Genomic DNA, 13,503 nt, shown 5'->3' on the forward strand with positions numbered 1-13,503 from the left:
AAACAAGGCTACGCTAGGAGTACTATGGCCGATGTCAAAGAACTTCTAAAAATCATTGACGAGGAAAAACTGAAAGTGGACCGCGACCTCCTTCGCCTGGCGTTTGAATTCGCGCAAGAAGCGCACCAAGGCAGAGCGCGCAAGAACGGGGAGCCCTACATCAACCACCCCTTTGAAACGGCAAAGACCCTGGCGCGGTATCATTTGGACCAGGACACCATCATCGCGGGACTCTTGCACGACGTGCCCGAAGACACGGACAAAACACTCGCGGAGGTGCGCAAAGAATTCGGCAAAGACGTGGCAGGCCTGGTGGAGGGCATCACCAAGCTCGGCAAATTGAAATACCGCGGCATTGAGCGGTACATAGAAAATCTGCGGAAAATGTTCGTTGCCATGGCCTCGGACATCCGCGTCATCTTCATCAAATTCGCGGACCGCCTGCACAACCTAAAAACCTTGGACGCGCTGGAGCCCGAAAAGCGTGAGCGCATTGCGCGCGAAACCCTGGAAATCTACGCCCCTATCGCAAACCGGCTCGGTATCTGGCAGCTCAAGGGCAAGCTTGAGGACCTCTCGTTCAAGCACCTCTACCCCGCGGAGTACGAAAGCCTCAAGCAAGCGCTTGATAAAAATTTCAAAGAGCGCGACGAGGTGCTCAACGCCATGTGCGCGAGAATCGGAGCTGAACTCAAAAAAGAACGCATGAAAGTCGTGGAAATTTCCGGCCGCACCAAGGACATGTGGAGCCTGTACAACAAGCTGCAGACCCACAACAACGAAATGCACCGCGTCCATGATATCATAGCGCTCCGCGTGGTGGTGCCCACCATTGCGGACTGCTACCGGACCCTGGGGATCATCCATAACCAGTGGAAGCCCCTGCCGAACCGGTTCAAGGACTTCATTGCCCAGCCCAAGCCCAACGGCTACCAGTCCGTGCACACCACCATTTTCTGCGACCGCGGCAAAACCATTGAGGTGCAGATCAAAACCCCTGCCATGCACCACGCCGCGGAGTACGGCATTGCCGCGCACTGGCACTACGACGAGCGCGGCTCCATCAAGCTGGATAAGACATTAGACTGGGTGCAGGAGCTTTCCAAGTGGCAGCAGGAAATAAAAGACAGCGGCGAGTACCTGGATTCGCTCAAACTTGACGTGTTCGGGGACCGGATTTTCGTGTTCACCCCAAAGGGGGACGTGATTGATTTGCCCGAAAACTCAACGCCCGTTGATTTCGCGTACCACATCCACACCCAGATCGGCGACAAGGCCGGAGCGGCGCGCGTCAATAACCAGATGGCATCGCTTGATACGCCCTTAAAGAGCGGGGACATGGTTGAAATCATCGTGGAGCGCTCCCGAAAAGGCCCGAACCGCGACTGGCTCAAGTTCGTAAAAACACGGGCAGCGCGCGACAAGATCAAAGCAAAAGCGCCCCGGGGGCTCTGGGGAACCATCGCAAGCCTGCGGGAGAAGCGGTAATGCCGCGGCGTGGATCCCTCGGGAATACTCGGGATAGGCTCAAGCGGCCGCGGCGCTTTACGCGCTACTCCGCGGATTCATCCCCCATCAATTTCGCGACCAGGCCGGGGAGCTCCTTGGGATCGTAGAACTCAATGGCAATGACCCCCGTGTTTTTCCCTTTTCTGCCGATGGAAACGCGCGTGCCCAAAAGCTCGGTGAGCGCGCGCTCATAGGCCTCTATGTTCGGGTCCTTGGACACGGTGCGCGTGTGCCGGTTCACCTCAACCTTGCGCGCCTCCTGGGTGGCGTCTATGATGGAGAGCCGTTCCGCGAGAATCTTTCTGAAGAGCGCCATGCGCTTTGCATCGTCATGCACCTCCAAAATGGCGCGGCCGTGCCCCGCGTTGATTTTGCGCTCGGAAAGCGCGAGCTGGATTTCCGAGGGCAGGCCCAGAAGCCGGAGGGCGTTGGAAATGAGCGGCCGGGTCTTGCCCATGCGGTCCGCAATCTGCTGGTGCGTTAACCCGAACTCGTCGTTGAGCTTCTGGTAAGATTCCGCCTCCTCAATGGGGTTTAGGTCCGAGCGCTGGATATTCTCAATAAGCGCAATCTCCAAGCGCTCAAGCTCGCCTGACTTGCGGATGATGGCGGGCACGGTTTTCAAGCCCCCAAGCTTTGAGGCGCGCAAGCGCCGTTCCCCGGCAATCAGCTCATACTGGCCGCTCGCATCCCGCACCACAACGAGCGGCTGGATGATGCCGTGCTCACGAATGGACTGGGCCAGGCGTTCCAATTCTTCCTGGTTAAAATGCTTGCGCGGCTGGTGCCGGTTGGAAACGATTGCTCCAACCGGAATTTCAACAACAGCTGATTGCGCGGCTCCCGCTTCAACTGAAGCGTCGCCGACGACGTGCTGGTTCGCAAGCGTCTGGAGAGCAGCCTTTGATTTGCTCGGAATGAGCGAGCCCAAGCCCCGCCCGAGCCCGTGGTTTTGTTTTTTCATAGATGATAGGGAGGGGCCATATGACCCCGACACTTAAAAGTGCGCATGCAGTTCCAGAATCTCCCGGGCCAGGCGCTCGTACGCCTTAGCGCCCTTTGAGCCGGGGTCATAGTGCAGAATTGATTTGCCGAATGAGGGCGCTTCCGTGAGCCGCACGTTGCGCGGAATCACGCTGCGGAAAATCTTGTCCGGAAAGTACTGGTACAACTCATGCATCACCTGCTCCGAGAGCTTCTGGCGCGAGTCGTACATGGTGAGCACCGCTCCCAGCACTTTGACTTCGGGCTTGATGTTCTCCTGGATCAGGCTGATGGTGTTCATGAGCTGCCCCAGGCCCTCCAAGGCAAAGTACTCTGCCTGCACGGGTATGAGAATTTCGTCTGCCGCAACCAGGCCGTTGATGGTGAGAAGCCCCAGGCTGGGCGGAGAATCAATGATGATGTAGTCAAACTCGTGGCGCACCTGGTCTATCACGTCCAATAATCTGAATTCCCTGCGGTCCACGTTCACGAGTTCAACCGAGGCTCCGGCGAGCGCGTTCGTGGCCGGGGCCACCTTGAGGCCGTCCAGATCATGGGCCTGGATGATGGAGCGCAGATCCGTTTCCCCGCTCAACACCTCGTACAATCCCCGTTCCAGCTCTTTGTGCTCAATGCCAATGCCGCTCGTGGCGTTTGCCTGGGGATCAAGGTCAACAAGCAGCACGTATTTCCCTAAAGCCGCAAGGTACACCGCCAAGTTAATGGACGTGGTTGTCTTGCCGACCCCGCCTTTCTGGTTAATGACCGAAATGACACGTGCCATATCGGATATTATACAATGAACGAGATGCTTTGACAATGCGGGGTGATTGGTTTAAAATCTAAACGTCCCCTGTATTCCCCCTCCTCGTATTGAGGAGGGGGCAAGGGGGTGGTTAAAACAAGCCGGAGTGATGTAACTGGTAAACATGCACGACTCAAAATCGTGTGACCGCAAGGTCGTGAGGGTTCGACTCCCTCCTCCGGCACCATATTTGACGGTACCCATGAAAAACGAAGTTGAGGCAACGTTTCTCTCGGTCAATAGAGATGCGGTGCGGAATAAACTTAAGGCAGCCGGGTTTGAGTTAAAAACTCCGGAGTATGTGATGCGCAGAAAAACCTTTGATTTTTCCCGCGTTGCGCCGGGAAAGAACAAGTGGGGGCGCGTCCGCCAGGAATCCGACAAAGTTACCGTGACGATTAAAGAAATCCGCGGCTCGGGCATCAACGATGTGTATGAAGTTGAGCTTGTGGTCAATGACTTTGATACTGCGGTATCCTTTTTTGAAGCATGTGGCGTTCCTGTAAAATCATTCCAGGAAAATATGCGCGAAGTGTGGAAGCGCAATGGGGTGGAGGTCATGATTGACACGTGGCCCGGGCTGAATCCATTTGTGGAAATTGAAGGGGCAGATGAAACAGTCGTGCGAGAAACATCCAAGGAACTAGGATTTGATTTTGAGCAAGGGGTTTTTGGCAGTGTTGATCTGATATACGAAAAAGAGCTTGGCATACCGACCAAGGCCATTGACCGCATGCCGGAAATCACCTTTGCGCATCCGCCAAAAAAAAACGCCGCATGAGGCAACAATAACAGCGCCGCGTACCTGTACAAAAAACACCTGGCCGATTCGGCCAGGTGTTTTTTGGTAGCGGGGGAGGGATTCGAACCCTCAACCTCCAGGTTATGGGCCTGGCGAGCTGCCATTGCTCTACCCCGCGTCGTGGTAGCGGGGGTCGGGATCGAACCGACGACCTGAGGCTTATGAGTCCTCCGCTCTAACCAACTGAGCTACCCCGCCGTAAATGTACCTCTATACATATACCACAGCCTATTTAAAAAATCAAGCATTCCTGGTATACTAGGCACATATGTACATCACGGTCCACGCGGCAGCCGGAGCCGCACTCGGCACATTCACGGCACATCCGCTCTTCGCGTTCATCGCGGGATTCATTTCCCACCTCGTGCTGGACATGATTCCGCACGGAGACGAGACCATCAAAAAATGGAAACTCTTCAGGACCGTGCGGCTGCGCATTGCCGCGGCCGCCTTGCTTGACCTTATCGGCGTGGTGCTCTCACTCCTGTTTTTAGTAAACAACGCGGATTTGCGATTCCTGCCCGGCATGCTCGCCGGCATGGCAGGCGGAATTGCGCCGGACGCCCTGTGGGGATTCCACGAGCTTACGGGCACGCCCCTCCTCAATGCGTACCGCGCATGGCACAGCAAGGGGCACGATTTCATCACCACAAAAAAAATCACTCTGTTCCAGGGATTCCTGGTGCAGCTTCCGCTCCTCGCAGTGTTCCTCTGGTTTGCTGTTTCCCGCTAGGAGCGGTAGTTGGGCGCCTCTTTGGTGATCTGGATATTGTGCGGGTGCGATTCGCGCGTTCCCGCAGACGTAACTTTGATGAACTCCGCTTTTTGGTGGAGTTCATTGATGTTGGCCGCGCCCAGGTACCCCATGCCGCTCCGGATGCCGCCCGCGAGCTGGTGCACCACGTCTTTTAAGCGCCCGCGGTACGGAATCACGCCCTCAATGCCTTCGGGAACCAATTTTGACTTCTCGCGCACCTTGCCCTGGCCGTACCGATCCGCCGACCCCCCTCCCATGGCGCCCATGGAACCCATGCCGCGGTAGGATTTGTACTGCTTCCCGTCCACTTCAATAATTTCCCCGGGGGCTTCGGCCGTGCCCGCGAACAAGCTGCCGAGCATTACGCAGTCAGCCCCGGCGCCGAGCGCTTTGATAATATCTCCCGAATACTTGATGCCGCCATCCGCAATCACGGGCACGTCCTTGTTTTTGCCGCGGCCGCGCGCTACTTCAATGATTGCGGTGATCTGCGGCACCCCGATTCCCGCCACAATGCGCGTGGTGCAAATAGACCCCGGTCCCATGCCCACCTTGATGGCGTCAGCCCCTGCTTTGATGAGAGCTCGGGCTGCTTCTGCGGTTGCGATGTTGCCGGCAATGACATCAATCCCTCTAAACGCTTTGTCCGCTTTGAGGGCGCGAACCATCTCAATCACGCCCAAGGAGTGCCCGTGTGCCGTATCAACCACAATCACATCAACTTTAGCTTTTGCCAGCTCCCGCGCGCGGGAGAGCGCATTCTCTCCGGCACCGATCGCGGCCCCAACCAAATAAGGGCGTGATTTTGTTCCGGCCCGTTTGGCGCGCTTCACCTCAAGCGCCTGGTCGTGAATGGAGAGGTTGCGGTGGATGATGCCCATGCCCCCGAGCCGCGCAAGCTCAATGGCGAGCCTGGATTCGGTCACCGTGTCCATGGGCGCGCTCAAGAGCGGAATGGCTGCCCCTATATTTCTGGAAATCCGCGCGGAAAGGCTCGCAGACGCGGGCAAAATCTCCGAATACCGGGGCAGGAGGAGCACGTCATCAAAGGTTAACGCCTCTTTCATATGGTGCTATACTAGCATCCTATGAAGCACATTGCAATTATTGATTTCGGGTCCCAGTACGCGCACCTGATTGCCCGCAGAATCCGTGAACTGGGGGTACTCTCCAAGATATACCCGTCCGACATTTCCGCCCAAGAACTCAAGGACGATGTGATCGGGATCATTCTTTCCGGAGGGCCGCAGTCCGTGTATGGCTCTGCGTCCCCAAAAGTTGATGCCGCGATTTTTGATTTGGGAGTTCCGGTCCTGGGCCTGTGCTACGGCCACCAGCTCATGGCGCACATACTTGGCGGCGCGGTTGCGCCGGGAGCGGTGCGCGAGTACGGCAGGGCGCATGTTGCTGTGCATGATGCGCAGACCCTTCTTTCCGGCGTGCCTTCGTCAACGGTGTGGATGAGCCACGGGGACTCAGTGACAAAACTTCCGGAAGGATTTGCCGCAATCGGCGAAACATCCGACTGCCCCATTGCCGCCATGGCGAACCCTGAAAAAAATTTTTACGGCCTGCAGTTCCACCCGGAAGTGCGCCACACGGAGCACGGCGTCGCGATACTGAAAAATTTCGTGTACGCAATCTGCCGCGCCGAAAAAAACTGGAACGTGGAAAACATGATAGACGGCATCATCGCAGCCATCAAAAAAACGGTTGGATCAAGGAACGTGTTTCTCCTGGTTTCGGGGGGCGTTGACTCAAGCGTTGCGTTCGCGTTGCTCACCAGAGCATTGGGCAAGGAGCGCGTGTATGGCTTGTACATTGATACGGGCTTCATGCGCTTAAACGAATCAGAAGAAATCCAAGCAAGCCTCAAAAAAGCGGGATTTGAGAATCTGCATGTGCTTGATGCGCGCGAAACGTTCTATGAACGGCTGAAAGGCGTCTGCGGCCCGGAAGAAAAACGAAAAATCATAGGGCAAACGTTTCTTGACGTAAAAGACCGGGCTGCGGAAAAACTGAACTTGAATCCGGATGAATGGATGCTGGGCCAGGGAACGATCTACCCTGATACCATTGAGACGGGCGGCACAAAGCACGCAGACACCATCAAGACGCACCACAACCGCGTGGACGCGGTCCAGAAGCTCCTTTCCGAGGGGAAAGTGATTGAACCCATTGCGGACTTTTACAAAGATGAGGTGCGCGCCATTGGCGCGCTCCTCGGGCTTCCGCATGGCATGATTAACCGGCACCCCTTTCCCGGGCCCGGACTCGCCATCCGCATCTTATGCCATAATGCGCTCCCACGCGATGATAAGATTGCTTCGCCTGCGGCTCGCAATGACACGTATGACGTCCTGCCCATCCAGTCCGTTGGCGTGCAGGGCGACAACCGGACCTATGCGCACCCCGCTGTTTTGACCGCATCAAATCCCCCCCTGCCCGAGGGGGGGACAAAGGGGGGGTGGGAGTGGGAAGAGCTTGACGCAATCGCAAGCGCAATCACCAACAAAGAAAAAACAATCAACCGCGTGCTCCTACTTCTGAACCCGGCCGGCGAATCCGTGTTCCGGCTTCCGAACGAAGCGCGCACCCTGACTCCGAACCGCACTAAGCTGCTGCAAAAAATTGACGCAATCGTGCACCAGGAAATAACAGATGCCGGGCTGTATGATGACATCTGGCAGTTTCCGGTAGCGCTTATCCCTGTGGGACACAAACACTTTGAATCAATCATCCTGCGGCCCGTGGAAAGCCAGGAGGCCATGACCGCGCGTTTTTACCGCATGCCCCAAGCGGTGCTCGCCCGCATCACCGAAAAAATCCTCGCAACTGGAACAGTTGATTACATCTTCTACGACATCACCAACAAGCCCCCCGGAACCATTGAGTGGGAGTGATTTTGACATTTATCCCACTGCCCTGTATCATCTAAGAAACCATGGAATCTCCGGACCACATCATAGCATCCCTCAAAACCCAGGCAAACCTCGGGACGGATGCGAGCGGGCACTCGCGGCACGCCGTGAGCAATCCAGCCGGAAAGCGCGTATTGGTCCACAATGCGCCTTTTTTGTTTACCTGCGATGAGTTTGAAAAGATCAGCATCAAGATACGCCACTCCGTGGTGATAGAGGGCGATACCATTGTTGACGTGCTCCCCGCGGACCGCGTGAACCCGAACAACTTTGACGCGGTGTACGACGCGGGCAAGCGCGGCGGCATCGTGCTCACTCCGGGACTCATCAACACGCACAGCCACATCCACATGTACCTTATGCGGTCAGCCATGATGCTTGATGAGGGCGAGAGCATTGATGAAACTATTGACGCAATGGCGCGCTGGCAGCGGCACGAAACCGACGAATCCTACACCATTGCCGGAATCGGCGACCTCACAGAACAGCAAAAGCACGGCATCACCGCCACGCTCACGCACGGCCCGAGTTTTTCGGCCGCGGAAATCGCGGCCGAGGCGTGCGGCCACAACCTCGTTAATGCGGTGTCCGCGGTGTCAAACTCAAGGCCTGAAAACACGCCAGAAATGGTCGCGCAGCTGTTCCAAGAAAAACGGGCGCACCACTCAACTCCGGCCATAGCCCTCCACTACCTCTACAAAACACCCGAAGAAACGCTGCGAAAAGTGCGCGCCGTCATGGACGATCATGCGGCGTTGCTGACGTTCCATATGTCCGAGTCAGAGCGCGTAACGGCCGAAACGGTGCGCGCGCACGGGGTGCGCGAAACCGAACTGCTAAAAAAATACGGGCTCCTCAACAGCCATTCGCTCGCCTCGCACGTGCTCCACGTGCATGACGAGGAGATCAGCCGGCTCGTGGAGCACCGGGTCGGCATCGCGCATTTGCCCACCTCAAACGTGATCCATAAGAGCGGCACCTTCAAATTCTGGGCGTTTGACGAAAGGGGCGGGGCGCCGTACGTTTCGCTCGGCACGGACTCCGTGGTATCAAAAAACAGGCTGGACATCCTCACCGAGGCGTACCAGACCCGCATCACGCACCTCTATGAGCGCACCGTCAAGTTCAGCTCCCTCTTTAAAATGATGACCGTAAACGGCGGCCGCGTCCTGCACATGCCCGATCGGGGCAGGATTATAAAGGGAGCGAAAGCGGACATCGCGTTCTGGAAACTCAAAGACCGCGGGGCCATCCCGTACGACGAAGAGAATCCCGTCACCCTTCTTGGCAACATTATCACGCACGGCGGCCGCTACGTCCGGGACCTCATGATAGGCGGCCGCTTTGTCATCAAAGACCGCAGGCACCAGCTCATTGACGAAAGCAAACTGCTCTCGGAAACGCAAGCGGCGCACATGGCCATGCGCAAGCGGGTGCGCGCCCAAAACGCTTAGGCGGCGAGAAGGATAATGACGGCAATCACAATCACCACCGCGACAATCGGCAAAATCATCTTGAGTGATGATTTTTTTTCTTCCCCTCCCATGGATGCTGCGGGATTTGGTTGAGCCTGCTCGCGCATGCCCTGGTCCTGCGGCATCTCCTGGTTTGAAGCGTCCATAGTATTGGCTTACTGGTAAATTGCTGACGTGTCAAAGTTCACGCCCACTGATTCAAGCGCGACTTCTGCGCCCGTGCCCGGATCAATGCCGTACACCTCAACGGTTCCCCGGTCCGTTGCCTGGAACACGAACGAAATCAGCACCCCGAACGGGCCGCCGCCCTCCGGCACGCGAGTCTCTTCGCTGATCACCACGTCTCCGGCCGGGTTTTTGACGCGGACGTACACAACACCCCCGGCGAGCGCATCTGCCTCGCCTCCGACCAAAAATGGTGATTTGAGCACCTGGCCCTCCTGGGGGCTGGTGAGCCGGATTGCGCCCGGGCCTTGGACAGTATCGGAAATCGGAATCCGATCGCTTCCGGGCTTTGTTCCTGTGGTATTGGTTTGGGAAGCGCCCGTGCATCCGGCTCCGGTAAAGGCGAGCGCCGCAAGCGCGAGTGCTATAGATCGTTTTTGCATATGTTATTTGGGCAGTGCGCCGATGAGTATGGGAGTGCCGGGGCGCGGGTCATAGTCAGCGGCATTGCCGTCCGACTCCAGGGTCACCATCACCGCGTCGTACGGCGCAAGCGAGAAATTGGATTCGTAAAAGAGGTAGAAACTTTCGCGGCTCGGGTTCCACTCAAGTTCTCCGAGCGCGAGCGCGTACGGCGCGTCGGAGACGCGCGAACTGAAATCAATGTTCGCGTAGGGCGTGCCGTACTGTTGGTCCGCTTCGGAGACGCTCGCCTCTCCCAGGCCTCCGAGGTTTCCGGCGTCAACGAGCCACGCTTGGAGGATGCTCCGCTCCGGCAGGCTCGCCCCGGGAGCGAGCACCACATCCACCTCCGCCTTCCCCTCTTCGCTGCCGATGCGCGCGGCTCCGGTGGTGCGCTCAAGATCCGCGTTCTGCGCGAGCGAAATGGTGGTGAGCGGAACGTCAGTCTTGTTGAGAATCACCGCAGGCAGCCCGCTCTCTCCAAAGCGGCCCTCCGCGGCATTGCCGCCGGCCTGGTACGCAAGCCAGCCAACGAGCGCCAAAAGCGCAGCCAGGATGATGCCAAGCAGAATGATGTTAAGGTATCCTCGTCTGGTCGTATAGTACATATACTGATGTCAGTGTACCACAAAGCCGCTCCCTGCCTCAAGTGACGCGCTCCACATACCCTCCGGTCTCGGTATTCACCCGCACCACGTCCCCAGCCTTCACGAACATGGGAGCCTGCACCGTGATGCCGGTTTCCAACATAACCGTTTTGGCCGGATTGTTGGCAGTGTCCCCTTTTACCGCGGGCGGCGCTTCCGTAACCTTGAGATCCACCTTGGGAGGGAGCTTTAAGTTTACGGGGTTGTGCTCCCACACCATAATGTCAATCTCCTGCCCCTCTTTGAGGTACCCGAGGCTGTCCTCCACCACGTCCCGGGGCAGGCTGAATTGCTCGTAGGACTGGTCCATGAAGTGCGCTCCCAAATCATCAGCATACAAAAACTGCACGCGCTTGTTCGCGAGATCCGCGGGCTCAATCTTCTCGTTGCCCTGGAATGTGGTTTCCACCACGCTCCCGGTTTTGAGGTTTTTGAGTTTTGCGCGCAGCACCGCGCCCGCCCGGCCCTGTTTTGAATGGGCAGCGTCCGTAACCACGTACGGCTCGCCATTGTGCACAATGGCCATGCCGCGCTTGATTGAACCGAGTGAAATCATGGGGTGATGATACCAGATGCACGTTGCGCGCGTCAAACCGAAGAAGCGTATTTGACTTTGTTTAACCGTTATGTTATCCTGTACATATGAGTACAGGAAAAACGAACGTACAATTCAAGCCAAAAAGCAGATTTGACGATAGATTCGCTAAAATAGCGGCCTTGGGCCACATCATCTTCCATGCAAAAGACCTGGCTAATTTATGGAGCATTGCGAACGAAAACACGCTCCATGCCACGCTCTCGCGCTACGTCAAAAAAGGGCTTCTCTTCCGCATATACAAAGGACTGTATTCGCTCAAACCCATAGACCAGCTCGATCCGGTATTGCTAGGCATAAAAGCCTTGCACCGGTTCGCGTATGTAAGCACCGAGACCGCGCTCGCCGCTTCAGGCATGATACAGCAAGATACGCGCGAGATCACGCTGGTCAGCGACGTGTCAAAACGGTTTGCGATCGGCCCGCACCAGTATCGCTGCCGAAAACTGCATGACCGGTATCTGTACAACCCGCTCGGCATTGCGGCAAACGGCGGGTATAAAACCGCAACCGCGCCGAGGGCCGCGGCTGATTTGCTGCACTTCAATAGCCGGGCTCACTTTGACGCCCGCCGCTCAATTGATTGGGAGCGCGTAAAAATAATCCTAAAACAAGTGTATGATGCTTCCGAATAAAAAAGACGCGGCGCACAAAGCATGGCTGTACCGCTTGCTCTCTGCCATATACGATAATCCTGCGCTCGCGGAGCGGCTGTATTTCAAAGGTGGAACCTGCGCCGCCATGCTCGGCTGGCTTGACCGGTTTTCAATTGACCTTGATTTTGACTGCAACGCCAAAGCCGGCGGGGTGCGCCGCGTGCAAAAAGAACTGGAATCGGTGTTTGCCGATCTCGGGCTTGAGATAAAAGACAAAAGCAAGAACGCGCCCCAGTATTTTTTGCGGTATCCTGCCGAAGAGAATGCGCGGAACACCATCAAAATAGACGTAACCATGCCCCCGCCGAAAGCAAACATCTACCAAACGGTCCTCCTGGGCGATATTGACCGGATTGTCCCGTGCCAGACGAAAGAAACCATGTTTGCCAACAAACTGGTCGCGTTGATTGACCGGTTTGAAAAGCACGAGTCAATCGCCGGAAGGGATCTGTATGACATCCATCACTTCTTTATGAAAGGATTTTCGTACACCACGGAAGTTATTGTTGAGCGCAGAAAAACAACGGTGCCGGTGTTTTTGAAAGGGCTGATTGATTTTGTTGAAAAGCGCATTACCGAAACAATCATAACCCAGGATTTGAGCGCATTGCTTGCGCGCGACAAATTCCAGAAAATCCGCAAAGTGCTGAAACCGGAGACGCTGATGTTTTTGCGCGACGAACTGCAGAGAGCGGGCAAAATCTTGGATTCAAACAGGGCGCGCGCTTCAAAGTAGGACATTTCTATTTCCCGTTGACACGCATAACGCCCGCTCATGACGCGATGCGCGGGGTGTGCTATACTGACAATCATTAAAAATAACGCGCACGAACCTATGCCCCACAACCCACCCCTCATCCTGTATGTGGAAGACGATGGCATGCTCCTTACCATGTACCAAGAATTCTTTACCATCTACGGCTTCGCCTTTGAGGGAGCCGCGGACTTCAAGACCGGCAGAAAGCTCATTCCGGAAAAGATGCCGGACCTGGTGCTCCTTGACCTGCTCCTGCCGGACATGTGGAGCGCAATCCCCCACCACGTAAACCACGAGCTCGGCTTGGAGATCTTGGAAGGAATCAAAGCAGACCCGAAAACGCGCGGCATTCCGGTCATCATCCTCTCCAATATTGACGAAGCCGGCGTGGTTGCGAAAGCCAAGGCGCTCGGGGCCGAGGACTTCCTGGTCAAGGCGCACGTCGTGCCCAGGGAGGTGCTCGCGGCCATCAAGAAAATTTTTGACGCGCGCGGCATTCCCCTGCCCGAGAAGCGGGTGCCGAAAACATAGCAGGCCCAGGCACGGAGACTAAAAGGCAGGCAGGCATGGCGCCCGCATTCCTTGCGGGTATGGGCCGAACGTGCTATGGTAATTTCAGTTATGCGCCAGAATCTGATAATACTCTTCGGCTCGCACGCAACAGGCAGAACCCGCGCCGGCTCTGATGTTGACGTTGCAGTGCTTTCCAAAAAACCATTGAGCTTAAAAGAAAAAGGGCTTGTTTCAGAAGAGTCAGCAAAACAGCTCGGCGTTTCAGAAGACAGCATAGACATCATAGATCTCTCGGTCGCCGACCCGTTGCTCCAGCATGAAGTCGCCGAGAACGGAAAGTTGCTGTCCGGAGATAAAGACGATTTTGACCTGTTCCGGCTTTTGGCGTGGAAGCGGTACCAGGGCACGGCAAAATTCCGCCGCGCGCGCGAGCGGGCATTGGGCGTTGCATAGAA

The 13,503-nt window shown here is 56.4% G+C and carries 16 protein-coding genes and 3 tRNA genes; 10 read left to right on the forward strand and 9 right to left on the reverse strand.

Annotation, left to right across the window (positions count from 1 at the left end):
- The first annotated feature begins 24 nt into the window (after positions 1-24).
- Complete coding sequence (locus HYT31_01825; protein ID MBI2050523.1) at positions 25-1,488, forward strand: bifunctional (p)ppGpp synthetase/guanosine-3',5'-bis(diphosphate) 3'-pyrophosphohydrolase; 1,464 nt, start codon at positions 25-27, stop codon at positions 1,486-1,488.
- 64 nt (positions 1,489-1,552) lie between these two features.
- On the opposite strand, the gene HYT31_01830 is transcribed toward HYT31_01825, so the two are convergent.
- Both HYT31_01830 and HYT31_01835 read right to left on the reverse strand, forming a co-directional pair.
- Positions 1,553-2,473: a ParB/RepB/Spo0J family partition protein gene (locus HYT31_01830; protein MBI2050524.1), complete on the reverse strand. Its 921-nt coding sequence runs from the start codon at positions 2,471-2,473 to the stop codon at positions 1,553-1,555.
- Between the two features lie 33 nt (positions 2,474-2,506).
- Positions 2,507-3,277 carry a ParA family protein gene (locus tag HYT31_01835; protein ID MBI2050525.1) on the reverse strand — a complete coding sequence of 257 codons (771 nt, stop codon included), beginning with the start codon at positions 3,275-3,277 and terminating at the stop codon, positions 2,507-2,509.
- Positions 3,278-3,398: 121 nt separating this feature from the next.
- On the opposite strand from HYT31_01835, the gene HYT31_01840 reads away from it, so the two are divergent.
- Positions 3,399-3,485 (forward strand) — tRNA-Leu (locus tag HYT31_01840).
- Positions 3,486-3,500: 15 nt separating this feature from the next.
- Positions 3,501-4,079 (forward strand): adenylyl cyclase, encoded by a 579-nt coding sequence (locus HYT31_01845; protein MBI2050526.1) that lies wholly within the window; start codon positions 3,501-3,503, stop codon positions 4,077-4,079.
- Positions 4,080-4,143: 64 nt separating this feature from the next.
- Here HYT31_01845 and HYT31_01850 read toward each other — a convergent pair.
- Positions 4,144-4,218 (reverse strand) — tRNA-Met (locus HYT31_01850).
- Between the two features lie 3 nt (positions 4,219-4,221).
- A tRNA-Met gene (locus HYT31_01855) sits at positions 4,222-4,298 on the reverse strand.
- Positions 4,299-4,368: 70 nt separating this feature from the next.
- Here HYT31_01855 and HYT31_01860 point away from each other — a divergent pair.
- Entirely contained in the window at positions 4,369-4,833 is a 465-nt protein-coding gene (locus tag HYT31_01860; protein MBI2050527.1) for a hypothetical protein, read from the forward strand.
- Here the strand turns inward: HYT31_01860 and HYT31_01865 are convergent.
- Positions 4,830-5,924, reverse strand: coding sequence for an IMP dehydrogenase (locus HYT31_01865; GenBank protein MBI2050528.1), 1,095 nt, complete (start codon positions 5,922-5,924; stop codon positions 4,830-4,832). The genes HYT31_01860 and HYT31_01865 overlap by 4 nt on opposite strands.
- A gap of 21 nt (positions 5,925-5,945) precedes the next feature.
- Here HYT31_01865 and guaA point away from each other — a divergent pair, with 21 nt between their 5' ends.
- Both guaA and HYT31_01875 read left to right on the forward strand, forming a co-directional pair.
- Complete coding sequence (gene guaA / locus HYT31_01870; protein MBI2050529.1) at positions 5,946-7,760, forward strand: glutamine-hydrolyzing GMP synthase; 1,815 nt, start codon at positions 5,946-5,948, stop codon at positions 7,758-7,760.
- A 41-nt stretch (positions 7,761-7,801) separates the two neighbouring features.
- Entirely contained in the window at positions 7,802-9,232 is a 1,431-nt protein-coding gene (locus HYT31_01875) for an amidohydrolase family protein (GenBank protein MBI2050530.1), read from the forward strand.
- Here the strand turns inward: HYT31_01875 and HYT31_01880 are convergent.
- From HYT31_01880 to efp, 4 genes are read right to left on the reverse strand one after another with little or no spacing between them, the layout of a single operon-like run.
- Entirely contained in the window at positions 9,229-9,399 is a 171-nt protein-coding gene (locus tag HYT31_01880; GenBank protein MBI2050531.1) for a hypothetical protein, read from the reverse strand. The two genes, HYT31_01875 and HYT31_01880, sit on opposite strands and share 4 nt — an antisense overlap.
- 9 nt (positions 9,400-9,408) lie before the next feature.
- The gene (locus tag HYT31_01885) at positions 9,409-9,861 is read right to left on the reverse strand and encodes a hypothetical protein (protein ID MBI2050532.1); all 453 of its coding nucleotides are present in this window, start codon (positions 9,859-9,861) and stop codon (positions 9,409-9,411) included.
- A 3-nt stretch (positions 9,862-9,864) separates the two neighbouring features.
- A complete protein-coding gene (locus HYT31_01890; GenBank protein ID MBI2050533.1) occupies positions 9,865-10,488 on the reverse strand; it encodes a hypothetical protein in 624 nt (207 codons plus the stop codon).
- 37 nt (positions 10,489-10,525) lie between these two features.
- A complete protein-coding gene (gene efp / locus HYT31_01895) occupies positions 10,526-11,083 on the reverse strand; it encodes an elongation factor P (protein MBI2050534.1) in 558 nt (185 codons plus the stop codon).
- Between the two features lie 86 nt (positions 11,084-11,169).
- Between efp and HYT31_01900 the strand changes: the two genes are divergently transcribed.
- From HYT31_01900 to HYT31_01915, 4 genes are all read left to right on the forward strand, one after another.
- Positions 11,170-11,757 (forward strand): hypothetical protein, encoded by a 588-nt coding sequence (locus tag HYT31_01900; GenBank protein MBI2050535.1) that lies wholly within the window; start codon positions 11,170-11,172, stop codon positions 11,755-11,757.
- Positions 11,741-12,514: a nucleotidyl transferase AbiEii/AbiGii toxin family protein gene (locus tag HYT31_01905; protein MBI2050536.1), complete on the forward strand. Its 774-nt coding sequence runs from the start codon at positions 11,741-11,743 to the stop codon at positions 12,512-12,514. The genes HYT31_01900 and HYT31_01905 overlap by 17 nt, the downstream gene beginning before the upstream one ends.
- Before the next feature lie 99 nt (positions 12,515-12,613).
- The gene (locus HYT31_01910) at positions 12,614-13,066 is read left to right on the forward strand and encodes a response regulator (protein ID MBI2050537.1); all 453 of its coding nucleotides are present in this window, start codon (positions 12,614-12,616) and stop codon (positions 13,064-13,066) included.
- A gap of 90 nt (positions 13,067-13,156) precedes the next feature.
- Positions 13,157-13,501 carry a nucleotidyltransferase domain-containing protein gene (locus tag HYT31_01915; GenBank protein MBI2050538.1) on the forward strand — a complete coding sequence of 115 codons (345 nt, stop codon included), beginning with the start codon at positions 13,157-13,159 and terminating at the stop codon, positions 13,499-13,501.
- Positions 13,502-13,503: the final 2 nt, after the last annotated feature.

This window comes from Parcubacteria group bacterium (genome assembly GCA_016181765.1).
GTDB lineage: Bacteria > Patescibacteriota > Patescibacteriia > UBA2169 > UBA2169 > CG10-46-32.